General features: G+C 43.4%; 15 protein-coding genes and 1 tRNA gene. 4 read left to right on the top strand and 12 right to left on the bottom strand.

The features are described 5' to 3' along the window. The gene (locus tag H8744_RS04475; RefSeq protein ID WP_262433678.1) at window positions 1-1,935 is read left to right on the top strand and encodes a tetratricopeptide repeat-containing sensor histidine kinase; all 1,935 of its coding nucleotides are present in this window, start codon (window positions 1-3) and stop codon (window positions 1,933-1,935) included. Between the two features lie 9 nt (window positions 1,936-1,944). Continuing rightward, window positions 1,945-2,526, top strand: coding sequence for a DUF3109 family protein (locus H8744_RS04470; RefSeq protein WP_262433677.1), 582 nt, complete (start codon window positions 1,945-1,947; stop codon window positions 2,524-2,526). A 328-nt stretch (window positions 2,527-2,854) separates the two neighbouring features. On the opposite strand, the gene gyrB is transcribed toward H8744_RS04470, so the two are convergent. The 3 genes from gyrB to H8744_RS04455 all read right to left on the bottom strand — a co-directional run bounded on the left by gyrB (window position 2,855) and on the right by H8744_RS04455 (window position 5,391). Next, entirely contained in the window at window positions 2,855-4,825 is a 1,971-nt protein-coding gene (gyrB, locus tag H8744_RS04465; RefSeq protein ID WP_262433676.1) for a DNA topoisomerase (ATP-hydrolyzing) subunit B, read from the bottom strand. A gap of 199 nt (window positions 4,826-5,024) precedes the next feature. Next, on the bottom strand, window positions 5,025-5,279 hold the full coding sequence (rpsT, locus tag H8744_RS04460; protein WP_262433675.1) for a 30S ribosomal protein S20: 255 nt from the start codon (window positions 5,277-5,279) through the stop codon (window positions 5,025-5,027). Window positions 5,280-5,319: 40 nt separating this feature from the next. Then, a tRNA-Glu gene (locus H8744_RS04455) sits at window positions 5,320-5,391 on the bottom strand. A 287-nt stretch (window positions 5,392-5,678) separates the two neighbouring features. Between H8744_RS04455 and recO the strand changes: the two genes are divergently transcribed. Continuing rightward, entirely contained in the window at window positions 5,679-6,407 is a 729-nt protein-coding gene (gene recO, locus H8744_RS04450) for a DNA repair protein RecO (RefSeq protein ID WP_262433674.1), read from the top strand. Window positions 6,408-6,757: 350 nt separating this feature from the next. Here recO and H8744_RS04445 read toward each other — a convergent pair whose 3' ends face one another. Next, the gene (locus H8744_RS04445) at window positions 6,758-7,690 is read right to left on the bottom strand and encodes an Rpn family recombination-promoting nuclease/putative transposase (RefSeq protein WP_262433673.1); all 933 of its coding nucleotides are present in this window, start codon (window positions 7,688-7,690) and stop codon (window positions 6,758-6,760) included. Between the two features lie 509 nt (window positions 7,691-8,199). Here H8744_RS04445 and H8744_RS04440 point away from each other — a divergent pair. Continuing rightward, window positions 8,200-9,018, top strand: a complete 819-nt coding sequence (locus H8744_RS04440; protein ID WP_262433672.1) for a hypothetical protein — start codon at window positions 8,200-8,202, stop codon at window positions 9,016-9,018. Between the two features lie 202 nt (window positions 9,019-9,220). On the opposite strand, the gene H8744_RS04435 is transcribed toward H8744_RS04440, so the two are convergent. From H8744_RS04435 to murD, 8 genes are all read right to left on the bottom strand, one after another. Further along, window positions 9,221-9,670, bottom strand: coding sequence for a GatB/YqeY domain-containing protein (locus H8744_RS04435; RefSeq protein WP_262433671.1), 450 nt, complete (start codon window positions 9,668-9,670; stop codon window positions 9,221-9,223). A gap of 100 nt (window positions 9,671-9,770) precedes the next feature. After that, the gene (gene ftsZ, locus H8744_RS04430) at window positions 9,771-11,081 is read right to left on the bottom strand and encodes a cell division protein FtsZ (protein WP_262433670.1); all 1,311 of its coding nucleotides are present in this window, start codon (window positions 11,079-11,081) and stop codon (window positions 9,771-9,773) included. A gap of 33 nt (window positions 11,082-11,114) precedes the next feature. After that, complete coding sequence (gene ftsA / locus H8744_RS04425; RefSeq protein ID WP_262433669.1) at window positions 11,115-12,554, bottom strand: cell division protein FtsA; 1,440 nt, start codon at window positions 12,552-12,554, stop codon at window positions 11,115-11,117. 85 nt (window positions 12,555-12,639) lie between these two features. Continuing rightward, window positions 12,640-13,380: a cell division protein FtsQ/DivIB gene (locus H8744_RS04420; RefSeq protein WP_262433668.1), complete on the bottom strand. Its 741-nt coding sequence runs from the start codon at window positions 13,378-13,380 to the stop codon at window positions 12,640-12,642. Between the two features lie 48 nt (window positions 13,381-13,428). Continuing rightward, window positions 13,429-14,814, bottom strand: coding sequence for a UDP-N-acetylmuramate--L-alanine ligase (gene murC, locus H8744_RS04415; protein WP_262433667.1), 1,386 nt, complete (start codon window positions 14,812-14,814; stop codon window positions 13,429-13,431). Window positions 14,815-14,842: 28 nt separating this feature from the next. Continuing rightward, window positions 14,843-15,967, bottom strand: coding sequence for an undecaprenyldiphospho-muramoylpentapeptide beta-N-acetylglucosaminyltransferase (gene murG / locus H8744_RS04410; protein ID WP_262433666.1), 1,125 nt, complete (start codon window positions 15,965-15,967; stop codon window positions 14,843-14,845). Window positions 15,968-15,973: 6 nt separating this feature from the next. Further along, a complete protein-coding gene (locus tag H8744_RS04405) occupies window positions 15,974-17,266 on the bottom strand; it encodes an FtsW/RodA/SpoVE family cell cycle protein (protein WP_262433665.1) in 1,293 nt (430 codons plus the stop codon). Window positions 17,267-17,279: 13 nt separating this feature from the next. Further along, window positions 17,280-18,614: a UDP-N-acetylmuramoyl-L-alanine--D-glutamate ligase gene (gene murD, locus H8744_RS04400; RefSeq protein WP_262433664.1), complete on the bottom strand. Its 1,335-nt coding sequence runs from the start codon at window positions 18,612-18,614 to the stop codon at window positions 17,280-17,282. Window positions 18,615-18,679 lie beyond the last annotated feature (65 nt).

Genomic DNA, 18,679 nt, shown 5'->3' with positions numbered 1-18,679 from the left:
ATGATGAAGAAAATACTTCTTTTGTTATTGTTCTGTGCTGTTTATATTACTTCACTTCAAGCCTCAAGCGATGGTTGTCGGGACAGTATCTTTGCAACCTGTCGATCACTATCTTCAGATTCTGCTCGTGTGCAGTACATGCAGGAATCATTCAAGCAACATATTGGTGAGGACTGGTCGGCCGAACTCCTTGATTCTGCATTAATTCTTGCAATGAATATAAAAGATCGCGAAGCTGAAGTATCGATTCGTTATGAATATTTCCGCTATCATACTTTCCGGTTGAATGGTGCGGATATGGAAAAAGCATGTGATGTATTAAAAGAGATATCTTATCGGTATAAAAAGTATGATGAGTATTTTCAGGCATTGCATTATCTCATTCAACTTAAAGGTTCGGAAGGAAATACGGAATACGCTATTCAGAAATCAAAAGAAATGCGTGAAGAAGCAATTCGTCTGAAAATGGATCGTGGTATATTTTTGTCGTATATTTCTGAAGGAAAGTCAAATGCCTTTGCACAGAACATGGAAAAGGCAATCGAACTCTATAAAAAGGCACTTGAAATACCAGGAATTTCATTGAATGATGAATTAACAGTTCATAATTATTTGTCAAGTTCTTATTATTTTTTGGATAAATATCCTGAAATGAGAGACGAACTACAGGCTCAACGCAAAATTATTGATGATTTGATAAAGAAGAATCCTGACATGCTCAACTTTTATAGGAAATCCTTACTTGATATAGAAATGTTGTATTGTAAGGTCTATTTAGCAGAGTCTGATGCGGAGAATCTGAAACGTTACTTGGATGAAGCTGCCAAATTTTATAGCGACGATACATTTTCTACTGTTACCATCAACTATCATTTTTATTGGGCAGGTTATTATCTTTTGAAGAAGGATTGGGACAGGTGCTTTCCGGAATTTGAACGTTCGCTTTCAGCATTTAAAGGCGCTCAACCCATGTACGAGAACAATATACGTAGAATTATGGGGGATGCCTACATGGATGCGGGACGTTATAAGGAAGCCGCCAATACATATATGGCTGTTGCCATAAAACGCGACTCCATCAATAAGGCTACTCTAAGAATGAACGAAGAAACGGTTCAGGCAAATTATAGAATAAAGAAAGCCTTGCTTGAAAAGGAAATTGGCGAGAAGCGTTTTTGGCAAATAGCGGTAGTGGGAGGAGCTTTACTCATTATATTATTAGTAATAGGTTTGTTACAGTTACTTCATATTCGTCGTGAACTAGTGAAGTCGGAAAAAGAAATGCGTAAGTCATATGCTTTGGCGGAAGCTGCAGATAAGATGAAAGATGTATTTTTGCACAATATTACGAATGAAATCCGGGGACCTCTTAATTTGGTAGTGACTCTTTCGGATCGTCTTTGCAAGGAGAGTGATTTGCAGGCAGAACAGCAGCAGCGATATTCGGAAATCATCAAGCAAAATGCTGAAAAACTGATTAATCTGATATTCGACATTCTTGACCTTTCGCGTTTGGAGTCGGGAATGATGAAGTTTAATATAGAAGTTTATGACATGGTGCAGTTGTGCAAAGAGGCAAAGCTCATGTTAGAATTGAAGGATGGAAACAAGGTTTCTGTGGATTTTCGGACAGAGTTGGACTCTTTATTCGTATCAGTGGATACAGTCCGTTTCAGGAAACTACTTTCTTCTGTAATAATGCCATCGATGAGTGATGAGGAGCCTAAAGTGGAATATACCTTACACCGTGAAGATGATAATAGCTTGAGAATAACAGTCATAAATAGTCCGCTTTTAGGAAAAGATCGAGATGAAAAAGAAATTGAGATCAAACATGCCATTAATCGACTTTATTTGGAATCTTTTAACGGTCGGTATCAGGTGCGTGAAGAAAATGGTGAGCGTTTGATTATTATTACATATCCCATAAAATAAAAGACAAATATGATACAGATAGATGATGTGGTTGTAAGCTTTGATGTGCTGCGAGAGAAATTCCTTTGCGATATCGGGGTTTGTAAAGGAGAATGTTGCATTGAAGGAGATGCCGGAGCGCCGGTAGAACTGGACGAAGTTGAAAAATTGGAAGAGGTTCTGCCGATTATTTGGAATGACCTTTCTCCGGAAGCTCGTGCTGTTATTGAAAAGCAAGGAGTGGTCTATACGGATCAAGATGGTGACTTGGTGACTTCGATAGTGAACAATAAAGACTGTGTTTTTACATGCTATGATGAAAAGGGATGTTGTTATTGTGCTATTGAGAAAGCTTATCGGGAGGGAAAAGTCGATTTTTATAAACCTGTTTCTTGTCATTTATATCCCATCCGCATCGGAGACTATGGCCCTTATAAGGCTGTAAACTATCATCGTTGGGATGTATGTAAGGCTGCTGTTATTTTAGGGAAAAAGGAAAACTTACCGGTTTATAAATTCTTGAAAGAACCACTCATTCGTAAATTTGGAGAAGCGTGGTATCAGGAGTTGGAATTGGCTGTTGAAGAGTTAAAGAAACAGCACATGCTTTGAATTTTAATAGGTTCATTCTTTATAAATAGGCGAACATAAATATTATTTGTTTTATTGTTGTTAAGTAACAGCAATATCTGATACTTAGATTTTTGTAATATTATATATTATGAAAATGAGTCTAATGTATGTATAGAAGATTATATGAGCAAAGGTAGCTTTTTCGATTATGGCAAAAGGATATATTCCCATTTCATTATGTTTAGACCGTTTCCTGGGAAAAATTATGATTGATTGTATAAAAGAAAAACACCGGTCGGAAGGACTTTCCTTCTTCTGCCGGTGTTTCTTCGCTGTAAGATGCGAGGTTGGTTAATGTAATTATTAATTATGCATCGATATTTGCATACGTTGCATTATCTTCAATGAATTCGCGGCGTGGCCCTACTTCTTCGCCCATCAACATGGAGAAGATGAAATCGGCTTCTGCTGCATTTTCAATGTTTACTTGTTTCAACATACGGTTTTCAGGATCCATAGTTGTCTCCCACAACTGTTGAGCGTTCATTTCACCCAAACCTTTGTAGCGTTGCGTATGTACTGCATTCTCGGAACCACCGCCATATGTGTCGATAAACTTCTGACGTTGTGCGTCCGTCCAGCAATATTCTTCTACTTTCCCTTTCTTGCATAAGTAGAGGGGAGGAGAAGCGATGTACAAATATCCGTTCTGGATGATCTGCGGCATATAACGGAAGAAGAAGGTCATGATCAGTGTGTCGATGTGAGAACCATCGACATCGGCATCGGTCATGATGATGATCTTGTGATAGCGTAATTTGTCAATATTAGCGGCTTTGCTGTCCTCTTCCGTTCCGATGGTAACTCCCAATGCTGTGTATATATTGCGGATTTCTTCACTTTCGAGTGCTTTATGGTACATGGCTTTCTCTACATTCAGAATTTTACCGCGCAAAGGAAGAATGGCCTGGAAAGCACGGTTACGTCCCTGCTTGGCTGTACCACCTGCCGAATCTCCCTCGACAAGGAATAGTTCGCATTTTGTGGCATCTTTGTCCGAACAGTCAGCCAATTTACCCGGAAGTCCGCCTCCTGACATCGGTGATTTGCGTTGTACCATTTCGCGTGCTTTACGGGCAGCGTGACGGGCGGTTGCTGCAAGAACCACTTTGTCCACAATCAGTTTTGCTTCTTTCGGATGTTCTTCCAGATAATAAGAAAGAGCTTCACCTACAGCTTGGTCTACGGCTCCCATGACCTCGTTGTTTCCTAACTTGGTCTTGGTCTGTCCTTCAAATTGCGGCTCGGCTACTTTTACGGAAATAACGGCTGTCAGACCTTCGCGGAAGTCGTCACCGGAGATTTCTACTTTTACCTTTTCCAGCATCTTGCTGTCTTCGGCATATTTTTTCAATGTACGTGTCAGGGCACGGCGGAAACCTGCCAGATGCGTACCTCCTTCAATCGTATTAATGTTGTTGACGTAGGAGTGGATGTTTTCCGAGAACCCCGTATTGTACATGATAGCCACTTCGATGGGGGTGCCTTGTTTTTCGGTGTTCAGATAGATCACATCGTTGATAAGATGCTCACGGGATGATTCCAGATAGCGGACAAACTCTTTCAATCCTTCTTCCGAATAGAAAACTTCTTGTCTGAATTTACCGGTTTCCTCATTCACGACACGACGGTCTGTCAACGTGATCTTGATGCCTGCGTTGAGGTAGGCAAGTTCACGCATACGGCTGGCAAGAATTTCGTATTTATAAACCGTTTCAATGAAAATGCTGTCGTCCGGCCAGAATTGCTGTCTGGTTCCGGTATGATCGGATATACCTACTTCTTTGACTGGATAAAGAGGTTTTCCTATTTCGTATTCCTGTTGATAGATTTTCCCGTTACGATAAACCTGGCTGATCATGTGTGACGACAATGCGTTTACACAAGACATACCCACGCCATGCAGACCACCGGAAACTTTGTAGGAGCCTTTATCGAATTTACCTCCTGCGTGAAGCACCGTCATGGCTACTTCAAGGGCGGATTTTTGTTCTTTTTCGTGAAAATCTACAGGAATACCACGACCGTTATCCTGTACGGTGATTGAATTATCTTCGTTGATCGTTACCTCGATATGGTCGCAATAGCCTGCTAAAGCTTCATCAATGGAGTTATCAACGATTTCATATACCAAGTGATGTAGTCCCTTGATACTGATGTCGCCAATGTACATCGCGGGGCGTTTACGCACAGCTTCCAGGCCTTCTAGTACCTGAATGCTATCTGCTGAATACGATCCGTTGTCTTGGGGAACCTGGGAGAATAAATCTTCGCTCATAATTGCCTTTCTATGTTATAATAACTGAGCAAAAATACGAAAAAAAAATGAATTGGGGAAGAATAAGTGATGGAAAATCAATCTAATTGGGTCGATGCTCCTCTTTGCACAATAAAATACTGTTTTTTGAACGGGAATGCAGAAAAGGCCGAACTAAATAGTTCGACCTTAATGTTTGTATATCTTTTATACTTTAGTATTAAGCGAGCTTATTGATATAAATAGCCAACTTAGACTTTAGATTATTAGCTTTGTTTTTGTGAATAATATTCACTTTAGCCAACTTGTCAAGCATCTTGGTGATACCCGGATACATTGCAGTAGCTTCTGCTTTGTCAGTAGTTGAACGAAGCTTTCTAACAGCGTTTCTCATGGATTTGCCATAATATCTGTTGTGGAGTCTTCTTTTTTCTTCTTGTCTGATTCTCTTGAGTGATGATTTGTGATTTGCCATCTCGACTAATCTTTTTTAATTCGTTTTATTCTTTTAATTGTAGCCCGTGGGGGAATCGAACCCCCCTTTCAAGAATGAAAATCTTGCGTCCTAACCGATAGACGAACGGGCCATCCTTTGGGTGAAACGTTTCCGTTTCTTTCGCTTTTGAGAGTTTGTTTCTCGATTGCGGATGCAAAGGTAGATACTTTTTTTGAATTAGCAAATATTTGACGAATATTTTTTTCGAAAAAGAGCATGGTTTTTCTTTTTGATGCTTGGTTTGTTGTTGATAATCAGTGTTGTATAAGTTCGTATTTTTTTTGTCCGGCAAATAATTTTTTCAATAAAAGAGAGTGCTAATGTTTGTTCTCGGCTTTTTTTCGTAGTTTTGTGCTGGATTGAAACCGGAAAGAGAATATGTTGCAAAAGACAGTTGGAATTGTTCTGCATACACTGAAATACAATGATACATCCATTATAGTGGAGATGTATACGGAAAGTATGGGGCGGGGCTCTTATCTGGTTTCTGTGCCCCGTTCGCGGAAAGCTGTCGTGAAATCTGTTCTGTTTCAACCTCTTTCTCTGATAGAGTTCGAAGCGGATATCCGTTCGAACCGCTCATTATATAAGATAAAAGAGGCGAAATCATTCTATCCTTTTTCTTCCGTTCCGTATGATCCTTATAAATCGTCTATCGCGCTGTTTCTGGCGGAATTTCTTTATCGGGCTGTTCGTGAGGAGGCGGAGAACCGCCCTTTGTTTGCATACTTGGTGCATTCTATTACTTGGTTGGATGAATGTCGTACGGGATTTGCTAATTTCCATTTGGTCTTTTTAATGCGCCTTTCCCGTTTTCTCGGGTTATATCCTAATCTGGAGAATTATCATGAAGGGGATTATTTTGATATGTTGAATGCTTGTTTTACTTCACAGCGTCCCCAGTTACATTCATCGTATATTTTTCCTGTCGATGCATCCCGGTTGATAAATCTGATGCGTATGAATTATGAGACGATGCATCTTTTTGCAATGAATCGTATGGAAAGGGCACGTTGTCTTACTATCATTAATGATTATTACCAGTTGCATCTACCTGACTTTCCGGTTTTGAAGTCATTGGAAATTTTGAAGGAATTGTTTGATTAAAGTTCCGTTTATCTTTTATGCTTTTGGAAATAGGATTGCAGGGGAATCCTTTTGTAGAAGAGCTGTGTGAATTTGTTTTACATGGGTGTGGCTCCCGACTGAACGCATCCTTCCTCACCGATGAACACCCCGAAGGGCACCGATGAACGACCTCTTCCTCACCGATGAAGAGGTCGTTGATCACCGAGGTAAAAGTGGTCTCTTATATGTCTTGATTATCAGTTGATTAATAGTTCTAATAGATGTTGTGGAATAAATAGTGAAAGCTGAAATATGTTGACATGTTAGAGGATGAAGATATGATATGCAATAAGGCGATCATATTATAAAGAGGTTTCTTTTTATAAGTACTATATCTGCTCAATTTCTTCGACTGATAGTCCCGTGGCACGAACGATTGTTTCGGTAGGTAAATCCATTTTCTTCAAGTTACGGGCTATTTCGACTTGCTTTTTCTTCTCACCTTTTTCCAATCCTTCTTGTATGCCTTCTATTTTGCCTTCCATTTTACCTTCCAGCAATCCTTCCATCCTGCCTTCTATCAAACCTTCCAGTTTGGCAGAATCCAATACATCATTTTGTATCATGATTGCACTCAGATGTTCATCATAGGCTTGTCTTTCTTTCGGGGTCATATTGTAATAAACCAGCTTTTTACGTGCCTCTTTTAATCCGGGGGCTGTGGTATCGGGACGGATACGGCCGGTCTTGAGATAGTCAATCCATTCTTCAAGCGGGGTGACGGCTAGTTTATCGAATTCATTGACCCGGATCAGGAAATATTCAGGGAAGACTTCAGCGGGTAATTTATGTACGAGTGCATTCTTCTGCTTTGTACTTACCTGGAGGCGATCGCCTGTATGTACACCTACGAAATGGTTCTGTCCATGATAGAGGTAATCATCTCCTTTGCCGATATCAAAGTAGAGAATGCTGATGGAATAGATTTTCTTCACTTCATGGTATCGTTCGCCCAAGGAGATATGTTCGGTGATGGCTTTCGCCACTCCATACAGGATGCGTTCAAGATAATACAATTCACGTGTGTTTTGTATTTCGACAATGATGATTTCGCCTTTGTCGTTCTTTGCCTTGATGTCCACTCGGTTGAACTTGTCATCAGCGGTTAGTTGGTTGCCTTCGCTTTCCAGTATCTCGATGATTTTTACTTCTTCATCCAGTAACACACTTAGGAATCCTTCTAATACGTCAAAGTTGGCTTTCTGCCTAAGAAGGCGTTTGATAGCCCAGTCGAATCTTATGTATTGGTCGATTGCTTCCATAATACCATAAATTAAATCATTGTTCTAACAAAGGTACGGTTATTCGGTTAATAAACAAATATCTTTTTCTCTTATTTGTTTGATTCACAGAAATTGTGTTCTATGTGTTCGGGTTAACTATATTTCTACAAACGGAAAATTACTTGTTGACTTCTTTGTCATTCTGATGGGATTTTCTATCTTTGTCTTTTGAAAGCCGAAGAGAAATGCGGCAGGATGGAACAACTTTTGACGACGAAAAAACTGGTAATTTTATTTAAGCCGAAAGGGAATTGCTTCAACATTTTTGTTTCATGCGACCGACTGTATAGTCGAGCGTGTGAACATATTTGTTAGCAATTCGGGTATACCAGTACCTTTCGTCGGATAAATATGAACTCAGCGCTCGGCTTCTTTTATATATAAAGCTATATACCTCAGGATTCGGGCGTTCATAAATATTCGAAAAGGTATGAACAGAACAATCAAGAAGGCTTTAAGCTGCATTATGAAAGAAATGTGCCTATTCTGTGAACGAATGGCAGGAGGGAGGTCATATGTCTAATTGGCTTACTCTAAAACGACTTTCGGAGAAATACGGTGTTTCCGAATCTACTCTCCGCGTATGGAAATGTTTAGGCTATGTGACATCTTCGGTCATCGAAAATGTTGTGATGCTGGACGAGGAAAGCGTGATCCATTTTTGGGAGATGCGCAAAACAAAAGGATTGAACGAAGAATATCTGGAAAAACTCATTAAAGAGAAGGAATGGGAGAGGGATATACTTCTTAGCAAGCTTGACGATGAACTGTTTCTCCTTAGAACCTCCGAATTACATCAACCACTTTTCCATGTCATTATCCAAGAACTTGGTCAACTCATTACGAATGATCGCGAAAGAGAGATCTTCCTCGCCATCTCTTCGGGGAAACCCATCTCATGGGTGGCTGCAAATAGAGGGATGACGTATGCACAGGCCGTGGAGACATATAGTTCTATTCTTCGGCGATTAGGTGAAAACCCGGGAAGAATCGCTACTTTCCGTAAGCGGGTAATGGATCTTATGTTTGGCAAATATGATACGGAAGATCCTACAAATATTCCTTTATACAATCTTGTTGATACACGTGCCCATAGTATTTTGTATGGAGAAGCCGGGATGGAGACAGTGCGGGAACTTCTGCAGTACACGTCTCGAAACGGATGGAATAGTCTGAAGCGACTTCGGGGAATGGGTAGTATGACTTATCATCACATTATTAATACACTGTCTAACGCCCATTTTATTGTTATCGGTGAGGATGGAAGTATTGCATTGTCACCTGAAATAGCTGCACTTATATTATAAATTCTTGTATGATTGTGGCGCAAGTCATCATTTACTTTCTTTTAGACATGGATTTCACGATTGCTATATGCTTTAAAACTATTCACGGGGCAACCGTGAAATTCGTGTCTAAAGAGAGTCTATATTTAACCGATAGCTTTTACTAATGACCCATCTCTTGATTGTCCAAGGCGATGGTTGAGCTACCAGGGAAATTCTTTTCTTATCCCAGCAATTCTTTGACTTTTGTTGAGATAGCACGGCCTTCTGCCAGTCCGGCAAGTTTCTTGGATGCAACACCCATCACTTTGCCCATGTCTTTGCCGCTTGTGGCTCCTGTTTCTGCGATAATCTCTTTAATGGCAGCTTCCAATTCTTCCGGTGTCATTTGTTTCGGGAGATAGGCTTCCATCACTTTTACCTGAGCAAGTTCTGCATCGGCCAAATCTTGTCGTCCTTGTCCTACATAGATTTCGGCTGCATCTTTTCCCTGTTTTACAAGCTTCTGGATGATTTTCAGTGCAGCATCGTCTGTGAGAGTATCGTTTGCTCCCGGAGCTGTTTTTGCTTCAAGGAAGAATTTCTTTACGTTTCTCAATGTTTCAAGGGCAACTTTGTCTTTCGCCTTCATTGCGTTTTTAATGTCTTCGCTGACTCTTTCAAATAAATCCATGATAATATCTGCTGTTTTATAGTTTACAATGTATAATGGAAACAATTGCCTCCATTACATATTGTTCTTCGTTTTTAATTTGTCACTCTTAACTTCTCACTTAGAACGTGATCATTCCGCTTTCGTCTACCGCTTCTTCTGTCGCTATTTCTTCTTCCAAAGCTGCCTTTGCACGTATCTTGCCAAGTGTAGTTTTATCCCGTAGATAGGTCGGGGAATCTTCCACCATGGCAATGATATCATCATTGTCAAGATCCTCCGCACTGAAGATGTAGATGTGGCGGCGTTTACGCAGGTTCTTGCTGCCGATCCCGCTGGCACTTTCGCCATAAGCTTTGCGGATGCGTTCTTTGTTCTTTTCTTTTTCTTCTTCGAGTTGGAGTTGGCGTTCTTCTTCCTCCTGACTCCGTTTTTCGAGTACGCTGTCCATGCCGGGCACGTCTTCTACACCGAATCCTGTTGCAAGTACGGTGATCTTGACTCTCGATTCCAGTGCGTTGTCCATTGCCACACCCCAGATCACTTCTACTCCTTCGCGGAACTTGCTCATGAACTCGTGAATCTCGTTCATTTCCTCCATCATTAGCTCTGAGGTCGGACAGAAGGAGACGTTCAGCATGACCTTCTTGGCATTGAAGATGTCGTTGTTGTTCAGCAACGGGGAATGAAGGGCATCATCGATGGCTTTCGTCACACGGTTTTCGCCTTCACCGAATCCGGTACTCATGATGGCTACGCCACCATCTTTCAGTATCGTTTTTACATCGGCAAAGTCCAGGTTCACCGTACCGCGCATAGTGATGATCTCTGCAATGCTCTTGGCTGCGATGGAAAGGGTGTCATCCGCTTTGCCAAACGCATTCATGAACGTCAGGTCGGAATAGATCTCCCTCAGCCGTTCGTTGTTGATCACCAACAAAGCATCTACATGCTGGGCGATACGCTCTACACCGTCGAGTGCCTGAATTATCTTCTTTTCACCTTCAAAAATGAAAGGGATAGTGACAATGCCGACGGTCAATATATCCATTTCTTTTGCAATGCGGGCGATGACCGGGGCTGCACCCGTTCCGGTTCCTCCTCCCATACCTGCAGTGATGAATACCATTTTCGTACCGTCCTGCAGCAACGTCTTGATATCTTCGATGCTCTCTTCGGCGGCATCCCGCGCACGGTCCGGACGGTTACCGGCTCCAAGACCTTCGGTGATATTACGTCCCAGTTGCAGTTTCACCGGTACGGGCGATTCTGCCAAAGCCTGATTGTCGGTATTGCAGAGAACGAATGTTACGTCATGTATGCCTTCCCGGTACATGTGGTTGACAGCATTACCGCCACCACCGCCTACACCGATTACTTTGATGATTTTCGGCGAATCTGTCGGGAAATCGAATTGTACTATCTCGTCCATAACTTCTATAGATTACAAATTACTAATTACTGATTATTTCATATCATCGTCAGAGAATATCTCATTGGAGATTTTATTGAAGGTCTTTTCAAACCAGCTGGGTCCTTCTTTCTTTTTCTTGCGGGCTTCTTCCTTCTTGCGCTTTTCTTCCTCTTTTCTGCGCCTGTCTTCTTCTCTCCGGCGTTTGTCTTCTTCTTCTCTCTTCCTCTTGGCTTCGCGGGCGGCTGCTTCCTGTTCTTTCAGCGTCTCGTCTTCTTCGAACATGTTGACCGGCTCGGGGGTCGGCTGCACATGCGGAGTGATAACCGGACGAACTTCTTCTACGAGACAGCAATTCTCTTTCCCCTCGAACAACAGTCCGAGCATGGTGTTATGTGTACCGTCTTTCTTTATCAGGTCGCTTCCGGCATGTACTGTGTTGCGAATATTGCGTGCCGTCCGCACCTTTTCGATCTTGCTTCTTTTGCGAAGCATTTCGTCCAGACTCTTGAGGTTAGCGGCACCGCCTGTGAGGATAAGACCGGATAGTAACTTATCGTCATAACCGGAGTTTTGTATTTGATTCCACACATTGGCAATGATCTCTTCGGTACGTGCCTCGATGATATTATTCAGCACGCGCAGTTCGATGCTGCGGTTGCCGTCTTCCAACTGGCAGGTAGCTCCTTCTTCCTCCTCATTCTCTTCATAAACGGCATTCCCGTAAGCGATCTTTAACCGTTCGGCTTCCTCTTCTTCCATCTGGAGGGAGGTAATGTCGCGGGTGATGCTGTTTCCTCCCAACGGCAATACCGTGAGGAAACGGAGGATGTTATTCTTATAAACGGAGATTGTTGTCGTATCGGCACCGAAATCGATGAGGGCACAACCCGAACGCCGCTCGCTTTCGGTCAATACCGCATTGGCGGTTACTAACGGGGCGATCATCAGATCGGCGATCTCTATCTTGGCTTGCTCGAAACAACGTTCCAGGTTTTTCTTGATGGAGGCGCGTGCCACAATGTTCAAGAAACGGCCTTCGATATGGCTTCCGGCTACACCGACCGGATCCGCCTGCAGATTGTTTCCTATCTTATATTCTTGCGGGGCAACATCCAGTATATCCATATCTACTAACGGAATCTCCAGATTCTCGTCACAGATAGCATCGACCAATTCCTGCGTAATGATGGTCTCTTCGTTCAGGTCGCGGCTTACAACGTTCCGTACCGTACGGAGCGACTGCCCACCGATACCTACATATACTTTGGCGATCGAGTTTTTCAGATCGCCTTCCAACTTATTAATGATGGACGTGAGACTTTGGGCTGTCTTATCCAGATTATAGATGATTCCTTTCCGGATAAATGAAGAAGAATCTTCTTTGGCATAAGCCAACACCTGCATACTTCCGTCACTGTTCTTTCTTCCGGCAATGCCGGCAACCTTTGATGAACCCAGTTCAATAGCGGCGATAAATTCTGTTGTTGCCATATATTTAATTACAAATTACAAGTTATACATTACATTATAAGCCGAGATTCCGTTACTTCTCTTCACTTCTTACTCTTCACTTTTCTCAGCCTTCTCTTTTTGTACAGATAATCTGGTTGTTGAATTCCAGACTGATACGCGAATATTTATTCCATCCCACTTGGTTCAATCCCTTTTCATAGAATGTTTTCAGGCGGTCGAGCTTACTCTCGAAATTCTCCAGTTTGCCAAGATAAACAATATGGTCGCCTATTCGCGGTACAAATTCTATATCATTTCCGGGAAGGACATGTATCTGTTCTATAAGTGCATCCCAGAACGGATTGTTCTGCAAAAATACACCAAACTTATATAAATCCCTCATTGCAAACGACTTTTCTACATTTCCCGTGACAATTGTCCGACGAGCCACGCATTTTGCTTCGGGAGGCATGATCGTGCCTTTATTGTCAACATAATAATTCTCACCGTTGTTGCTCATGATGCGGAGAATCGGAATACGTTGTTTCACCTCGATACATATCTTGCCGCTGGGTGTTTTATAACATTCTGTTTCGTCGATCAACGGGTGTTTGTTCAGCTCCCGTTCCAACGTTTTGGTATAAACCCGTTCCAACTTCTTCCCTACCGGATAGATGCCTTTCTTCTGCAATATTCCGGCTACTTCGTTCTTCGTTACAAAACCGGCATATATCGTGTCCTTGATGATCAGTTCCATATCGCGGCAGACCTGATTCGCCGGTTTGCGGTTGAATGCTGTCACTGCCACTCCCAGGTAAGCAATGATAATCAACATGACGATAGATAAAAGAATACGTTTCAGCATGGTAATGTTTACTATTGAGCGATTTTATTGTTTATTATGGAAGCCTGTTCAGCTTCTTTTATTCAGTTCCTCCGTTAGGACTGGTACATAGTTCTCTATGTCTCCAGCTCCTAAAGTGATCAGAACTTCAATCTTTTTCTCCTTCAGAATGTCAGGTATATCTTCCTTTTTACAGATACTTTTTTCTATTCCGGGACGGAGGTTGTCATAAATCAATTGGCTGGTGACCCCCGGTATGGGTTGTTCACGAGCCGGATAAATATCGGTCAGAATTACCTCGTCCAGTAGGGAGAGGCTATTTGCAAATTCTTTGTAAAAGTCACGGGTGCGTGTATAAAGGTGGGGCTGAAAGATAGCTGTTATCTTCTTGTCCTTGTAAAGTTCCCGTATAGACTTTACGCTCTGCATGATCTCCGAGGGATGATGGGCATAATCACTGAGAAAGACAATCCGGTCGTTCTTTATTTTAAAGTCGAACCTCCGGTCTACTCCTCGAAAGCTTTTCATACCTTCTTTGATCTCTTGCTCTGTGGCACCATTCAGATGGGCTAGTGCGATAGCGGCTACTCCGTTCTCTATATTGATACTGACGGGAACTCCCAACTGGATGTCGTTGATACGAACATCAGGCCCTACGAAGTCGATAAAGATTTCTCCGTTTCCAATGCGGATATTCTCGGCATGGAAGTCTCCTTCGTTCCGGGAGTAAGTGTATATCTTTACTCCGGATTGGACTTGGGGTTGCAGGGAAATGCCTTTACGGATAATCAATGCACCGCCCGGTTGGATAAGCGTGGTATAATGTTCAAAACTTTCCAGATAGGCTTCTGCCGTGCCATAGATGTCGAGATGATCGGGATCGGTTGCCGTGATGACTGACATGTATGGAGACAGCCAATGGAAGGAACGGTCGAATTCGTCCGCCTCTATCACTGTATAGGGACTGTTTTGTGAAAGCAACAGGTTCGTATTGTAATTCTTGGAGATCCCACCCAGAAAGGCTGTGCAATCTACATGGGACTGGTGTAACAAATGGGCGGCCATCGTAGAAGTAGTGGTTTTACCATGGGTTCCTGCTACGCAGAGTCCTTTGCTGGAGTGAGTGATGGTTCCTAATACTTGTGCGCGTTTTTGTATCTCGAAACCGTTATTGCGGAAATATGTCAGTTCGGCATGTTCCTGTGGTACGGCGGGTGTTAGCACGACAAGCGTGGTTGCCGGATCTTTGCAGCCTTCCGGTATAAGGTTTACATCTTCCGTGTAATGTATTTGTGCGCCTTCAGCGATGAGGCATTCGGTCAGTTCACTGGGTGTGCGGTCATATCCGGCTACTAATTTACCTTTGGACAAGAAGTAACGTACGAGCGCACTCATCCCGATGCCTCCGGCACCAACGAAATAAACTGATTTTATAGTATCTATATTACTTTTCATTCCCATATATTTTATCACTCTTCGCTTATCACTTATCGTTTCTCCTTTCTCCCAATTTTATAACCTCCCTCGCTATGATAGTTGCCGAGTCCGGCAAAGCTAATTTTGCGATGTTATCGCTAAGCTCTTTCAATTTACCGGTATCTATTACGGTGGCTAAAGCTACCGGGAGAAGTTTCTCTTCCGCTTCTACATCTTTTACATAGATAGCGGCTTGTTTGTTCACTAGTGCCAATGCATTTTTGGTTTGATGATCTTCAGCTACATTGGGTGAAGGAATCAGGATGACAGGCTTGTGAAGCAAACAAAATTCAGAAATAGAACCGGCTCCGGCACGGGAGATGACCAAGTCGGCTGCCGAGTAAGCGGTAGCCATGTCTTTTATAAAATCCGTGACATACAGATTCGGAATGTTACCCGCAGCTTTTACGGCTTCCATTACCTGCTGATGGTATATTTTACCCGTTTGCCAGATAAACTGGATAGCAGGAGTCTCCTTAATGGTTTGCAATCCTGCCTTCAGGGTGTTGTTGATGGTACGCGCTCCCAAACTGCCTCCAAGTATCAAGATTGTTTTCTTCTTTGGATCAAGGCCGAAAGAAGTAATGGCTGATTCATGATCACGTGTTGCCGTCAGTAAGTTTTGGCGTACGGGATTTCCGGTCATCTGTATTTTCTCCTTTGGAAAGAACTTCTCCATTCCATCATAAGCGACACATATCCTCTGTGCTTTTTTGGCTAATAGCTTGTTCGTCACACCGGCATAGGAATTTTGTTCCTGTATCAGTGTAGGTATTCCCATCATGCCCGCCATCTTCAAAGTAGGCCCGCTGGCATAGCCGCCGACACCTACTGCAACCTGTGGGCGGAATTTCTTGATAATGCTTTTCGCTTTCCATTGGCTGCGAGCCAGTTTTATGAGTACAGCGAAATTCTTCCACAAGTGCTTGCGGTCAAAGCCTGCTACCGGCAATCCGATGATTTCGTAACCGGCATCCGGCACACGTTGCATCTCCATTCGTCCCTCTGCTCCTACAAAAAGTATCCGGGCATCGGGGCGTAGCTCTTTTATGGCGTTGGCGATAGATACTGCCGGAAAGATGTGTCCTCCCGTTCCTCCACCGCTGATGATAATTCTAAGTTCTTTTTCCATAATCTATTAGTTTTCTTTTTCAAACACCGCATCGCTGTTCAGAACCTCTGCGGTCGGTTCAGCGGCAGTTTGCGCTTCTGAAGCACCGGCTTCTATCTGCAACTGAAGTTGGGCATCATGCTCTTTTTGCTCTTCCAGCCGGGCTGTGTAGCGGCTGACGCTTAATATCATGCCGATGTAGGCACAGTTGATCAGTGTGGAAGTACCTCCTTTGCTGATCAGAGGCAACGGTTGCCCCGTTACCGGGAATAATCCGACGGCCACCATCATATTTAATATGGCTTGTGATACAAGCATCAATGCAATTCCCATCACAAGGAAGGCGGGGAAGGTGCGTTCACATTTCTGGGCAATCCGTCCTGCCCTCATTAACAGCCAGATATAGAGACAGACCACGAACGCGCCTCCTACCAGCCCGAGTTCCTCGATAATAATGGCGAAGATAAAGTCGGAGAAAGCCTGGCTCAAAAAGTCACGCTGTATGGAGTTGCCGGGAGCTTTCCCGACAAGATTGCTGGTGGCAATGGCTATACGGGCATGGGCAATCTGCGCATCCTTGTCGATGTCGAATTTCGCCGCTGGTACTTCTTCTTTCTCGGTGAAATTGCTGATACGGCTCTTCCACGTATCGAAACGGTGGAGGAACGGGATGTTCGAGTCTTTCGGTATTGCGAGTAGGAAAACGACACCGATGATTCCTACTAATCCCAGCGAACCGATCAGAAACAATAATTTACGGGCTGCCACCCGGCCGATGAACATCATCAGGAATACCACTCCGAACAGTAACATGGCTGTGGAGAGGTTTTCGGGAGCAATCAACAGGCACACGATTCCGGTGAGGATCATTATATATTTGAATGCCTTCGGGTTGGCTCCTTCATCATCCTGTTTTTTAGAAAGGATGAAGGAGACGGCAATTATCACCGCCATTTTAGCCAGTTCCGAAGGTTGGAACTGCAACCCCATGAACGACATCCAACGGGCGGCTCCATTTACACGGTCGCCCGTGATGACCCCCATCAGCGTGACGAAAGCGAGTAGCACCACCGAGACAGGATAGAGGAATACCGGGAAAACCTGAAACCATTTATAGGGGATGTTGTGCATCAGTACTACGACTACCGCCCCTACCATTAATATGATGGAATGTTGAGTGATCGGCCCCCAGTGGTCACCACTTTTGTACGTCAGGGTACTGGCTGCCGAGAACACCTCGATGATGGAGATGAGGCAGAGGAAAAGGAAGATAATCCAGATTACCTTGTCGCCCTTGAATATGTTTTTTAATAGATCCACGTTGTTTAGTGTTTTAAAGCTCTCTTACATACATCTTAAACTGGTCGCCCCTGTCTTCGTAACTCTTGAAGAGGTCGAACGAGGCGCAACAGGGACTCAATAATACGGTTTCGCCTTTTTTTGCCAGTTTGTAAGCTGCATCAACCGCGTCTTTCATTCCGGTCCGGACATCGGCAACCGGAAGTCCGAGGCGGTCGAAGAAAGCATGTAGCTTTTCGTTATGCAATCCCAGATAAACCAATGCCGAACATTTCTCTTTTACAAGCTCTTCTATTTCCGTATAATCATTTCCTTTATCCTTGCCGCCAATAATTAGGACAGTTTTCGTCTTCATGCTCTGCAAGGCATACCAGCATGAATTGACGTTGGTTGCTTTGGAGTCGTTGATAAAATCGATTCCGCCTACCCGGGCAACTTTCTCCAGACGATGCTCTACGCCTCTGAAATCGGAAAGGGCTTTGCGGATATTCTCTTTCGTTATCCCTGCCAGATTGGCCGAAATGCCGGCTGCCAGCGAATTGTAGAGGTTGTGCTGTCCCGTTAATGCGAGCTTCTCTTCTTCCATGTTGAAAGCGATCGGCTCGGTGATTTTCACTTCGTTATCCTCTACATAGGCAATCGAACCCTCTTCCTTCATGGCTGAGAATGGGTATAGATGTGCTTTTAAGCCATATTTCTCCAATTCACGTTTAATGATGGGGTCGTCGTTCCAGAAGATAAAAGCATCCTCTTGCGTCTGGTTCTGGATGATGCGGAACTTGGCATCGATATAGTTTTGCATACAGTGGTCATAACGATCCAGGTGATCTGGGGTTATGTTCATCAGTACGGCGATATTGGCACGGAATTGATACATATTATCCAACTGGAACGAACTCAGTTCGATGATGTAGTAATCATGCTCGTCCTCGGCAACTTGCAAAGCGAGGCTTTTGCCGATATTTCCTGCCAGTCCTACGTTCAGTCCGGCACTTTTAAAAATGTGGTAGATGAGGCTGGTGGTAGTCGTTTTTCCATTCGATCCGGTGATACAGATCATTTTGGCATCGGTATATCTTCCGGCAAACTCGATCTCCGAGATGACGGGCGTACCCTGTGCCTTCAGTTTCAGAATCAATGGAGCATCGTTCGGGATGCCGGGGCTTTTCACTACTTCATCGGCATTCAATATCAATTCTTCGGTGTGATGACCTTCTTCCCAGGCAATACCGTGGCTGTCGAGCAATTCCTTGTATCTGTCTTTGATGGTCGACATATCCGATACGAACGTCTCGAAACCCTTTGTCTTGGCTAATACGGCAGCACCTGCACCGCTTTCACCTGCTCCTAATATTACAATTCTTTTCATGTCTTTTAGCTGCGTATTTCAAGCTATGTGCTACAAGTTTGGGGTTCATAATAGGATCGGGGGGC

The organism is Jilunia laotingensis, assembly GCF_014385165.1.
Lineage (GTDB): Bacteria > Bacteroidota > Bacteroidia > Bacteroidales > Bacteroidaceae > Bacteroides > Bacteroides laotingensis.
This window is presented reverse-complemented; position numbering and strand designations above follow the sequence as displayed.